Source organism: Burkholderia sp. LFS061 (assembly GCF_047978125.1).
Classification (GTDB): domain Bacteria; phylum Pseudomonadota; class Gammaproteobacteria; order Burkholderiales; family Burkholderiaceae; genus Burkholderia; species Burkholderia pyrrocinia_C.
On record NZ_JBFPFS010000012.1, the window covers coordinates 52581 to 64510 of the forward strand.

The 11930-nt window shown below is 66.0% G+C and carries 11 protein-coding genes; 5 read left to right on the forward strand and 6 right to left on the reverse strand.

The features are described 5' to 3' along the window. Positions 1 to 91: 91 nt before the first annotated feature. Positions 92 to 778 (reverse strand): hydrolase, encoded by a 687-nt coding sequence (locus ACNQQL_RS13800; protein WP_072437974.1) that lies wholly within the window; start codon positions 776 to 778, stop codon positions 92 to 94. On the opposite strand from ACNQQL_RS13800, the gene ACNQQL_RS13805 reads away from it, so the two are divergent. The 3 genes from ACNQQL_RS13805 (at position 777) to ACNQQL_RS13815 (ending at position 2595) form a co-directional block, all read left to right on the forward strand. Further along, positions 777 to 905, forward strand: coding sequence for a hypothetical protein (locus ACNQQL_RS13805; RefSeq protein ID WP_258365351.1), 129 nt, complete (start codon positions 777 to 779; stop codon positions 903 to 905). The genes ACNQQL_RS13800 and ACNQQL_RS13805 overlap by 2 nt on opposite strands. Before the next feature lie 182 nt (positions 906 to 1087). Then, positions 1088 to 1354: a XapX domain-containing protein gene (locus tag ACNQQL_RS13810; RefSeq protein ID WP_072437973.1), complete on the forward strand. Its 267-nt coding sequence runs from the start codon at positions 1088 to 1090 to the stop codon at positions 1352 to 1354. A 332-nt stretch (positions 1355 to 1686) separates the two neighbouring features. Continuing rightward, complete coding sequence (locus ACNQQL_RS13815; protein ID WP_072437972.1) at positions 1687 to 2595, forward strand: LysR family transcriptional regulator; 909 nt, start codon at positions 1687 to 1689, stop codon at positions 2593 to 2595. A gap of 58 nt (positions 2596 to 2653) precedes the next feature. Here ACNQQL_RS13815 and ACNQQL_RS13820 read toward each other — a convergent pair whose 3' ends face one another. Both ACNQQL_RS13820 and ACNQQL_RS13825 read right to left on the reverse strand, forming a co-directional pair. Beyond that, the gene (locus tag ACNQQL_RS13820) at positions 2654 to 4117 is read right to left on the reverse strand and encodes a mechanosensitive ion channel family protein (RefSeq protein ID WP_347064421.1); all 1464 of its coding nucleotides are present in this window, start codon (positions 4115 to 4117) and stop codon (positions 2654 to 2656) included. Between the two features lie 360 nt (positions 4118 to 4477). Then, entirely contained in the window at positions 4478 to 6271 is a 1794-nt protein-coding gene (locus ACNQQL_RS13825; RefSeq protein ID WP_347064422.1) for a winged helix-turn-helix domain-containing protein, read from the reverse strand. 507 nt (positions 6272 to 6778) lie between these two features. On the opposite strand from ACNQQL_RS13825, the gene ACNQQL_RS13830 reads away from it, so the two are divergent. Continuing rightward, the gene (locus ACNQQL_RS13830) at positions 6779 to 7420 is read left to right on the forward strand and encodes an HD domain-containing protein (protein WP_347064423.1); all 642 of its coding nucleotides are present in this window, start codon (positions 6779 to 6781) and stop codon (positions 7418 to 7420) included. Positions 7421 to 7466: 46 nt separating this feature from the next. Here the strand turns inward: ACNQQL_RS13830 and ACNQQL_RS13835 are convergent, their stop codons facing one another. Then, positions 7467 to 8288, reverse strand: coding sequence for an alpha/beta hydrolase (locus ACNQQL_RS13835; protein WP_347064424.1), 822 nt, complete (start codon positions 8286 to 8288; stop codon positions 7467 to 7469). Between the two features lie 70 nt (positions 8289 to 8358). Then, a complete protein-coding gene (locus ACNQQL_RS13840) occupies positions 8359 to 8784 on the reverse strand; it encodes a DUF3331 domain-containing protein (RefSeq protein ID WP_072437967.1) in 426 nt (141 codons plus the stop codon). A gap of 555 nt (positions 8785 to 9339) precedes the next feature. Here ACNQQL_RS13840 and ACNQQL_RS13845 point away from each other — a divergent pair. Then, positions 9340 to 10161 (forward strand): alpha/beta hydrolase, encoded by an 822-nt coding sequence (locus ACNQQL_RS13845; protein ID WP_347064425.1) that lies wholly within the window; start codon positions 9340 to 9342, stop codon positions 10159 to 10161. 161 nt (positions 10162 to 10322) lie between these two features. On the opposite strand, the gene ACNQQL_RS13850 is transcribed toward ACNQQL_RS13845, so the two are convergent. Beyond that, a complete protein-coding gene (locus tag ACNQQL_RS13850; protein WP_072437965.1) occupies positions 10323 to 11903 on the reverse strand; it encodes an MFS transporter in 1581 nt (526 codons plus the stop codon). Between the last annotated feature and the right edge of the window lie 27 nt (positions 11904 to 11930).

An 11930-nucleotide genomic window follows, 5' to 3' on the forward strand; every position in this document is an offset into this window, starting at 1 on the left:
CCACGTACGCCGCCCGCGATTTCATATTGCCGATGCCACGTGTTCGCGGGGAACACGCCGCATCAGCATCGACAGTCGCGACTGCCTTCGGTCACTTCGCCGGCACGGGCGGGATCGACTCGTGCGGCGTCGCGGTACGCTGCGCGGCCTTGTGGACCATCGTGTACGCGTAATCGACACCCATCCCGTACGCGCCCGAGTGCTCCTTCGCGATCGCCATCACGGCGTCGTAAGTCTCGCGGTGTGCCCAGTCACGCTGCCACTCGAGCAGGACCTGCTGCCAAGTCACGGGCACCACGCCGGCCTGCACCATCCGCTGCATCGCGAAGTCGTGCGCGTCCTTCGACGTGCCGCCCGATGCGTCGGCGACCATGTAGATTTCGTAGTCACCTTCGAGCATCGCGCACAGCGCGAACGTCGTATTGCAGACCTCCGTCCACAGGCCCGACACGACCACCTTCTTGCGGCCGTTCGCGGCCAGCGCGTCGCGCACCTTCTGGTCATCCCACGAGTTCATCGACGTGCGTTCGAGCGTCTTCTGGTTCGGGAACACGTCGAGCAGCTCGGGATAGGTGTGACCCGAGAAGCTGTCGCTTTCAACCGTCGTGATCGTGGTCGGGATGTTGAATACCTTCGCGGCCTTCGCGAGCCCGACGACGTTGTTCTTCAGCACCTGACGATCGATCGACTGCACGCCGAACGCCATCTGCGGCTGCTGGTCGATGAAGATCAGCTGGCTGTTATGGGGGGTGAGTACTTCAAGCTTCGGATTGCTCATGGTGGTCATGTCCTTTGACGCGGAGAAAAAATTGCCTGTCTCGCCGGCAAGCCGGGAGGCGCCCAATGCGCTGTGCCGGCAGGTTTTCCTGCCAGCCGGTGCCATTCAACACGCGATTTCATGGTAACGCCACTTAATCAAATCGATTAATAAAATCCCTAAAAACAGGCCTTAAAAGATCTTAAAACCATCGAATTGAATGATCACATCAAAAAAGACCTGCTACGCTATCGAATGAATTCGGGATCGCCCGCGGATCAGTAGTTATCCGTATTTTTCACACGGTTGTCATTCACTTACATCCGAATCATGAAGCCGTATATTTCATCGCTGCTTGCCGGGATTCTCGCCGGCGTCGTCTACTTCCTGATCGGCGTGCAATCGCCCGCTCCGCCCACGATCGCGCTGGCCGGCCTGCTGGGCATTCTTGCCGGCGAACAGATCCTGCCGATCGCACGGAGAATGCTCGCTGGAATTCATCTGAGAACCGCGTGGAACGAAGCGAAGTGCAGCCAGCACATGTTCGGCTCCCTGCCCGGCGCCCAGGCATCCGATGCCGCCGCGAAGAAACGTTAATCGACGCCGTCGTGACCCACGTTGACTGACCGGATTCGGGGAGGCCGACCGGCGTGCCGGCCAATCTCCCGACGCCGACCACACGCAGGCAAGCCGGAACGCGAAGCAGCCGCGAAACCCGGGCCCATTCGGCACGGCTCCCCCGTGCGCTGACGCTGCGGAAATGGCGCACATCGCCAATACCGATCGGACGCTGAATTCGCGCGAGGCAATCCTGCCCGAAAAAGGATAGCGCCCCCGGCTCCGGCAACCGGATTAATTGTTCTGAATCGTATTGGTCTCCGCGGCGCTTGGCGATAACATGACAGCCCGACGCCCGCGTGGATTCCATCATGAAGCTGTCATTCGAAGCGCTCGAAGCACTGGACGCGATCGATCGCACCGGCACGTTCGCCGAAGCCGCGGAGCTCCTGCACCGTGTACCGTCTGCGCTGACCTATCTCGTACAAAAACTCGAAAGCGACCTCGACGTCGCGCTGTTCGACCGCAGCGGGCGCCGTGCGAAGCTCACGCACGCGGGCCGCGTGGTCGTCGAAGAGGGCCGCCGGCTGCTGCATGCCGCCCAACAGATCGAACTCAAGGCACTGCGTGCACAGCAAGGCTGGGAAACCGAGGTTCGCATCTGTATCGACGAGATCCTGCCGTTCGACGCGTTGTGGCCGTACGTGCATACGTTCTACGGGCTCGAGATGAACACGCGGCTGCGCCTGTCCACCGAAGTGCTCGGCGGCACCTGGGATGCGCTGATTTCGCGCCGCGCGGATCTCGTCGTCGGCGCGGTGGGCGAGCCGCCGGAGCTGCCGAACATCGTCGCGCGGCCGATCGGCACGCTCAGGCACGTGTTCGCCGTCGCCCCCACCCATCCGCTCGCGGCGTTGCCCGAACCGCTGTCGATGGCGTCGGTGGTCGAGTATCGCGGCGCCGTCATCAGCGATACCTCGCGCGAGTTGCAGCCGCGCTCGGTCAACGTCGATGCCGGGCAGCCGTATCTCGCGGTCCCCACGCTCGCCGCAAAACTGGCCGCGCAGTGCGAAGGACTCGCGGTGGGCACGCTGCCGGATTGCGTCGCGGCACGCGCGATCTCGCAGGGCAAGCTCGTCGCGCGCCAGGTGACCGGCATGCGCGACACGACACATTGCTATATCGCGTGGCGCGGCGACGAGGCCGGACGCGCGCTGCACTGGTGGGTCGAGCAACTCGACCGCCCCGATCTCGTCGACCGGTTCACCGCGCTCGCCTGATTCCGCCGCACGCCGGCCGCACCGCTCGATCGGCCTTTTCCCGCGATCTCCCGCCGCGTCAGCCGAACGAATCGTGAAGGCGCTTCATCTCCTTCTCGAGCCACTCGATCAGATTGAACGACGCATGCGCCTTCGCGGCCGGCGGGATCATCATCTTTTCCTCGGTCGCGATGTGTTCGTTAAGGGATTCGCACATCAGCCGTCCGAGTTCGGGTTTCCTCGCGAGCAGCGGCGACAGGTCGCGGCTGCTCAACTGATAGGCCGTCACGGCCGTCACCGCGTAGACGCTCGCATGAAGTTGCGTGCCGGCCAGCACGACGGACTGGCCGATCGCGTCGCCGGGCACCATCCGCCTGACCTCGATGTCGCCCGTCGCGCCCGGCACGAACACCGACGCGACACCGGACCCGACGATCGTCAGCAGGCGCGTATCGGAATTCGACGCGTAGATCACGTCCCCTTTGTGGAATACGCGCGACGCCAGCGCATCGGCCAGCACCGCCAGATCCTCGTCGCCGAGTTGCCTGAAGAGTTCGACCGCGCGCAGCAGCCGTTGACCGCTCGAAGCCGGCCGGTGCGCCTCGGCCGTCCCGCCGAGCGGGCGCAGCGCGATGTCCGCGGCGGCGAGATGCCGGTGGGCCAGATCGTAGAGCCGGTTACGCACCGCCACCTTTTTTTGCAGCGCGTCGACGTAACAGACGAGTTCGTATTCGACGGAATTGGTCTTGAAGGCCTTGACGACCGAGATCGGTGCGGGACTGGCCAGCACGTCCAGCGAACTGGCGGCAGCGCGGTCGAGCGCATCGACGACGACGGCCGGCCTAACTGCCGGATCGATCTCGATCGTCAGTGTCACGCCGTGCACGCTCGCGGGTTCGCTCAGGTTGACGATCGTCGCCTTCGCCGCCGTGCTGTTCGGCACGACGACCAGGTTGCCGAGGCTGTTGATCAGCTTGGTCGCGCGCCAGTTGCTTTCGACTATCCGCCCTTCCAGTTCGCCGATGGCCACCGTATCGCCCAGGCGAAACGGCTGGGTGGTATTCAGCACGAGGCCCGAGAACACGTCGTTCAGCGTGTTCTGGACGGCCAGGCCGAGGATCACGGCCACGGCGCCCGAGGTCGCGACCAGGCCGCTCAGCGGCAGGCCCAGTACGTAGCCCAGCGCGGCCACCGCGGCCGCACCGAACACGGCGCCCGCGGCGATGTCGTGAAACAGCCGCTGGTTGCGCCATGCGCGCGGCAGCAGCAGATGATTGAGCATCAGGCTGAACACCAGCGCGCATTGCAGCCACCATGCGACACCGATCGCCTGGATCGCGAGCCGGTCGAACCGGTCGGGCGACGGTGGCACCGCGAGCGGGCTCACGCCGGTGGCGAACAGCACATAGGTCAGCGCGGCGAACGACGCGCAGCGCCAGACCGCTTTCGTCGTCGAACGGCCTGGCCCGAGCAACCGCCACGCAACGAGGTCGGCAACGACGATCGGTGCGCCGTAGGCGACCGTGACGAACAGGTTCAGCATGCCGGAACGGGCCGCGTGCGCGCTGCGCGACTGGCGGGAAACCCGCGCGATCGCATGGCTCGCGCTACCCGATCCGGCGAGCGGCCGCCCGCGGCGAATCGTGGCGTGAAAGGTCGGACTGGACAGGTTTCATGCGGTAGTCGTTCGATGACGCGCGAAGTCGCCGCGGCACGACATGTGCCGATCGCCGCCCCACGCCGGCATTCGGTGGCATCGGGATATCGACAAGCGGCGGTGCGAGCCGGTCTGCTGCCCGCGCGCCAATCGCCGACGGTCTCCATGCATGCAATGTAGACGCACCGGCCGGCCAAGTCCTGAGTTCAGGCTGAAACGTTCTGAATTCGGCAGCGGCGCGCGCCGTTACGGTTCGCGCGCCGGCAACCCGGCCTCGTCCGCGTCGCCCCCGAGCGCGTGCAGTTCTGACCAGGCGTCGTGCACGCCCCGCGTCGGCCCCGACGTATGGGCGAGCGCGGCGGCATAGGCGGCCAGCAGGCGCACGCGCGCATCCTCGCGCGCCCGCGTCTCGTCCATATTCCGCATTGCATCGAGCGCCGCACGCGCCCGTTCGCGACATTCGTCCACCAGTGACAGGTCGAACAGGCACGGGACCGCGACAGCCGCCATTGCGATGCCGACCTCCGCATCGCCGTTCGGCGAAAACGCCCAGTCGAGCGCCGCGCGCAGATTGCCGAGTTCGCGCCGGATCACGTCGAGCCGCGATTCGGCCCGCGGCGCGTCGTCGCCACCGGGCGCAAGCCTGAACAACCTATGGAAGTAGTTCGCATGCGCGAGTGCCGCGGCCGCGCATTCGCCGTTGTTCGCGAGCTGCTGCAGCGCATACGCGCGCGTCGTGGTCAGCAGCCGGTAGCGCGGCGCGCCGTGCGCGCTCTCGAGGCTCAGGAGCGACTTCGAGACGAGGCCGGCGATCGTGTCGAGCAGGTCCGCATCGACCAGCCCCTTCGTGCCGACGATCTCCCGCACCGCGTCGATCGAGAAGCTGTCGCGGAACACGCCGAGCCACCGCAACAGCAGGCGCTCCGCGTCCCCGAGCAGGCGGTAGCTCCAGTCGTACATCGCCTGCAGCGTCTGATGACGCGGCAATGCCGTACGAAAACCGCCGGTCAGCAACCTGAAGTGATCGTCGAGATGCGCGGCCAGCACATCGATGCCGAGCACGGCCGCTCGGGCCGCAGCCAGTTCGATGGCGAGCGGGAGACCGTCGAGACGCCGGCATACCGACGCCATCAGCGACACGCTGCGTCCATGGAGCGGAAAGCGAGGGTCGGCGGCGCGCGCACGCGCCGAGAACAGTTGCACCGCGCTTGCGCGCAGGATCTCGGCATCGTCGGCGCCTTCGCAGGGCACATCGAGCGGCGGAATCGGACACAGCCGCTCGCCCTGGATACGCAGCGCCTCGCGGCTGGTCGCGAGGACGCACAATCCGGCGTCGGACTCGGTCAATGCAGTCGCGATCTGCGCGGCGGCATCGAGCAGATGTTCGCAATTGTCGAGCACCAGCAGCATCCGGCGGTTCGCCACGCTGGCCAGCACCGCTTCGAGCGTCAGCGATCCGGCCAGCTGCACGATGCCGAACGCACCCGCCAGCGCGGCGGGCACGAATTGCGGACACGCAACCGTGGCCAGCGACACGAACGCGGCACCCTCCGGAAAACTCGCCTCGGCCCGCATGGCCGCTTCGAGCGCGACCCGCGTCTTGCCGATGCCGCCCGCCCCGACCAGCGTCACGACGCGCGCGGTGTCGAGCGCCGCGAGGACGTCGGCGACGGTCTGCTCGCGGCCGACGAGCGCGGTCGGCGCGGCGGTCAGCCGCGACGCCGCGGGACGCACGGCCGCCGCGCCTTCGGCCTGGGCGCCGACCAGCCGATAGCCGCGCCCCGGCACCGTGACGATCAGGTTCCGGTCGCCGGCCAGCGCCTTGCGCAACGCGGCGATATGCACCTGCAGGTTGTTTTCCTCCACGATCGTGTGCGGCCACACACGCTGCATGATTTCGTCTTTCGATACCAATGCGCCATTCGCCCGAATCAGGAGTTCGAGAATTTCGAATGCGCGGCTGCCGATGCGCAGCAGTTTGCCGTTCGAGCGAATTTCACGTCTGTCGAGAAAAACGTGAAGTGTTCCAATCCTGATCATGGAAATTCTTAATCGACTTCATTCATTGATGCCCTGTCAGAAATGACACCGGTTTGGTGCCATGCTACGGCATTTGCCCAATGAAATGATTCAAATTATCAGAACGGAAGGAGCAAATTTTTTGAATCGACGAGAACCGTGATCGCCGCGACGCCTCCCGGGCATGCGCGTATGCCGTCCGGCACGGCGCACCACGACATCCTGCATTTTCAATATGCAAAACATTCGTTTATCCGCGAACCCGTTTTCTCGGATAAAACGGCCGATTGGCCGGAATCGATTTCGCGATCTCGTTAATTGAAATCGCAGTTCGAATGACTTGCAAAAAAAACCAGGTAAAAGCGACGTGCAAAGCGCGTCGAAATCGATTCCGGGCGCGAGAGCCGGTCGGATTTTCCGTTCAGAACGATTCAGGCGCCGCTCAGGACATTCAGCGGCGCGGCGCGCGACGATGGTTCGATGGCGCCAGCGTCGAGCGACCGCCGTCACGCCGCGAGGAACACGACCATGGGCAACCGTATCGCCGGCATCCGGATTCCCGACGGCCCGATCGCACGGGAGGCCGCCACGACCGTGCGCGCCGGCGAACCGGAACTCCTGTTCCGGCACGCGATGCGCGTGTTCGCGTTTGCGTCGATCATCGGGCTGCGTCGCGGCATCGCATTCGACGCCGAACTGCTGTACGTCGCCGCGCTGTTCCATGACTTCGGGCTGACGGAGCGCTACCGGGATTCGCGCCGGCGCTTCGAAATCGACGGCGCGAATGCCGCTCACGCATTCCTCTGCGGATACGGCGTCGCCGCCGGCGATGCGGAAGAGGTCTGGCGTGCGATCGCCCTGCACACGACCTTCGGCATTCACCCGTACATGACGCCGTTGACGGCGTTGCTCGGCGCAGGTGTCGAGACGGATCTCTTTGCGCGTCATTTCGACGAAGTGAGCCGATCCGAACGCGACGAGATCGTGAACGCGTGGCCGCGCGGCCCGTGTTTCAAGGAGCTGTTCCTCGAAGTGCTCGCCGCGGGCACCGCGCATCGCCCTGCCGCTGCGTTCGGCAACGTCGGCGCCGACGTGCTCGAGCGTTGCGACCCGGACTATCGTCGGACGAATTTCTGCGGCCTGGTGCTCGGGTCGAAATGGACGGAGTGAGCCGTCCGGTCGGCCGGGCCCACTCCGCCGCGTCATCCCCGCCGGGTCATGCGCGGGCGAACGCCAGCAGTTCGTCGTTCAATCGTTGCGCGTGCGTCAGATACAGCGCATGCGGCCCGCCCTCGTAGACGCTCAGCGTCGCGTGCGGCACGCGCTTCGCGGCGGCGGCGCCCGTGAGCGCGAGCGGCACCGTCTGGTCGTCGTCGCCGTGAATCACGAGCGTCGGCACGTCGAACTTGTCGAGATCCGCCCTGAAATCGGTTTCGGAAAACGCGCCGACGCAATCGAGCGTCCCCTTCAATCCGCCCTGCAGCGCCATGAACGACGTCCAGTCGAGCGCGGCGCGCGAGATCGTCGAAGCGGCCCGGTTCGAACCGGTGAACAGCGGCCAGAAGTTCTCGAAGAAGGCCGCGCGGTCGGCCACGATGCCCGCGCGAATACCGTCGAACACGGCCACGTCGACACCGTCCGGATGGTCGTCGCGCCGCGCGACCAGCGGCGTCACCGACCCGACCAGCACGGCCTTCGCGATGTGTCGCGTGCCGTGCCGGCCGATGTAGCGTGCCACTTCGCCGCCGCCCATCGAAAAGCCGACGAGCATCACGTCGCGCAGCCCGAGCGTCTCGATCAGCGTCGCGAGATCGTCCGCCAGCGTGTCGTAGTCGTATCCCGTCCACGGCTGGCCGGATCGGCCGAAGCCGCGCCGGTCGTAGGCGATGCAGCGAAAGCCGTTCGATGCGAGATGATGCATCTGGACGTCCCACATGTCCGCATTCAACGGCCAGCCGTGAATGAATACGACCGGGCGCCCTGCGCCCCAGTCCTTGTAGTGGATCGAAACGCCGTCGCGTGTCGTGAACGTGCTCATGAAGATTCCTCAGCGGTGAAAAAGCAGCGGCCGCCGGCGATGGCCGACGGATGGGGCGCACCGTTCCGGGTCATGAACGGGACAGCCTGACGATGAACCGATCCAGTTCGGACGCGAGGATCACCTCCCGGTAGTTCGCGGGGCGCTTCGCTCCGCGCCACTGCGGCTTGTAGATTGCATCGCCGGTATGAATCGTGATGCCGGTCAGCGCGCAGCGGCCGAGGGCGCGGGATTTTGCGCTGATCCAGCGCTGCTCGTCGTAGCGGCAGCGGGTCGGATCGCTCCACGATATCAACACCGACGAATCGGTCTGCCGCTCGGCGGCGACGATCGCGCAACGGCGGCGCACGCCGCCGCTCGACGCGGGCGGCGCATCGTCGCGATGGCGACGGCGTACGGGTTCCGGGTCGCGAAGATGCGACGGCGCACAGCGGCTCGCAGCCGGCGACGGGTCGAGCAGCGTCATCACGTGTTCCCAGCGATTGAATTCGTCCATGGCGGCGTACCCAGGCAAGTGGCAAAGGGCGCGGATGTATCGCACCCGCCCGCATTGCGGTCGTCATCCGCCGGCACGAACTGGCAAGACCCGCGACGGGATGACCTGATGCTGACAATAACGAGCCGCCGCTGAAGAGTCTTGATTCCGGGCTTAATTTTTCTGGCCGGTGCGTTCGCGCGGCTTGCGCCGCGACCGCCTTCATGAAAATTCAGCGCGATTTCAGTACAGGCTGCATGACCCCGCGATAGGCTCCTGTCGGCGTTCGTTCGCTAACACTTGCGCGCCTGCCGGCCCGCGACCGCGAACCCACGCCGGCTGCCGGCGCGATTGCCGCATGCGGGCAGGTCCGCACCATCCATCCAACGCGGCATCGTTCCACCGCACGTTCAAGGAGTCCCAATGCGTCCAGCAGATATCGACGCCGTTCCCTCGGCGCGTCGCCGAGACATGCTGCTTGCCGGCGCGACCGCCGTTGCAGCCGCCGCGCTGCCGGCTGCTGCCGCCGCTGCCGCCCCCAAACACGCCGCTTCCGCCCATCAAGGAGCTCATGCGATGAACACGATCACCACCAAAGACGGTACGCAGATTTACTTCAAGGACTGGGGCAGCGGCCGCCCGGTCGTCTTCTCGCACGGCTGGCCGCTGTGCGCCGACGCGTGGGACCCGCAGATGCTGTTCCTCGTGCAGCACGGCTATCGCGTGATCGCGCACGATCGCCGCGGTCACGGCCGCTCGAGCCAGCCGTCGCACGGCAACGACATGGACACGTATGCCGACGATCTGGCGGCGCTGATGGATGCGCTCGACCTGCGCGAAGCCACGCTCGTCGGCCATTCCACCGGCGGCGGCGAAGTCGCGCACTACATCGGGCGCCACGGCACGAAGCGCGTGTCGAAGGCCGTGCTGATCGGCGCCGTGCCGCCGCAGATGGTGAAATCGGCGTCCAATCCCGGCGGCCTGCCGATGGACGTATTCGACGGGATCCGCAAGAACGTCGCCGAGAACCGCTCGCAGTTCTACAAGGATCTCGCCGTGCCGTTCTTCGGCTTCAACCGTCCGGACGCCAAGGTATCGCAGGGCACGATCGACGCATTCTGGGCGCAGGGCATGATGGGCGGCGTCTATGGCCAGTATCTGTGCGTCAAGGAATTCTCCGAGGTCGACTACACCGAAGACCTGAAGAAGATCGACGTCCCGACGCTGATCCTGCACGGCGACGACGACCAGATCGTGCCGATCGACGATTCGGCCCGCCTGTCCGCGAAGATCGTGAAGCGCGCGCAACTCAAGGTGATCCCCGGCGGCGCGCACGGGATGTGCGTCGTCAACGCCGACCGGATCAATGCCGAACTGCTCGCGTTCCTGAAGGCGTAAGCATCGCGGCACGGCGCGCCCGGCCTCCCGGCCTCCCGGCCTTCAGGCCGGCGCGCCCTTCAGCACGTTTCAGGATTTTTCAGGTCGCCGCCGTTGCGTTGCGGCGAGCGCGATCGCCAGGATCGTCGATGCGGCATATCCGCCGATCCGGCGCCGCACGCTCACGACGCACGCGCCGGCCTGAGCAGCAAGCCGATCAACACCCCCGCGACCGCGAAAGCCGTCGCGACACGAAAATTGTCGGCCAGCGCAAGCGTGGTCGCCTGGATGCGAACCGCCCGGTCGAGCAGCGCATAAGCCGCCTGGTCGCCGGTCGCGAAGGTCGCGCCGTGCGACACGAGCAACGCCGCGCCGGCCCGCAGGCGCTCCAGCGTTTGCGGATCCGACAGCGTGACATGCAGACCGACGAGATTCGAATGGGTAGCCTCCATGATGCGCTGGATCACCGCGATCGACGTCGTGCCGAGCTGCCCGCTCAGCAGGCGCGTCGTCTGCACGACGGCGCCGAACGTCAGTACATGCTCGGCCGTCGCGTGCTTGCCGAAAAAGAACACGACCGACGTGAGTGCCATCGTCTGCCCCAGCGCCTGCAGCAGCTGCGACGGGATGAAATCGGGTTCGGCCCAGACGGGCGTGAGGCGCGCGCCGAGCGCGAACGCGACCGCCACCATCGCGAAGCCGGCCACGATCAGCCGGCGCGGATCGACGCGTTGCAGCAGCCACGCCACGCACGGCGCGAACAGCAGCTGCGGCATCGCGATCCAGCGCAGCGTATCGCCGATCTGCAGCGGTCGAAGCCCGTAGGTGCTCGCGAGAAACGCCGACGGAATGAAGCTCGTGTTGAGCACGGTAAAGCGCACGAGGCCGACGAGCAGGATCAGCAACGCGACGTTGGGCAGCGCGAGGTAGCCGAGATCGAGCCCGGCCCGTCGCGACGTCAGTTCGTGGATCAGGAACGCGGCCACCATCACGATGCCGATGCACAGCAGCGCGACGATCAGCGGCGACTGGAACCAGAACAGCCGCTCGCCCTGATCGAGCGCGATGCACAGGCACGCGAACCCGCCGGCGCCGAGCAGCATGCCGCGCGTATCGATACCGGACGCGATGCGCTTGATCGGCTCGGTGGACAGCGACAGCATCAGGCAGACGATGAACGGCACGGTCAGCAATGCGTTCTGCCAGAACAGCCAGCGCCAACTCAGGTGTTCGCTGTACCACCCTTCGAGCGTCGCCGACAGGTTGAGCGACATCTCGAGGTTCATCGCATACGCGGCGATGCCGAACGGAATCAGCCGCGGCGGCAGCGTGCGGACGACGAACCCGACGGTCAGCGGCACGAACACGCCGGACGCGAAACCGGCCAGGCTCTGGAACACGATGAACGTGCCGAAGTTCGTGCACAGCGGCAGCACGCTTTCGACGACCAGAAATACCGCGGCGCCCGCCAGCAGCACGCGACGCGTGCCGAACACGAAGGCCGCCGCGATCGCGAGCGGCCCGACGAACATCTGCGACGCGATGAACGCGGTGTTGATCCACGCGCCCTCGTCGAACCCGACGCCGAGCGCACCGCGTATGTCGGCGAGCCCGAGCGACGTGATGCGCGACGTCAAGGTCGCGATGATCGCGCCGAGCAGCACGGCCGCGATCGCGGCGATCGAACGAAACGTCGGTATGTCGGAGGCCGGCGCTGCGGCCGGCCCCGGTGTCGCGCCACCGGGGGCGAACGTGGTGTTCATCGTCGAGCGGCTCCCGCACAAAAAGCT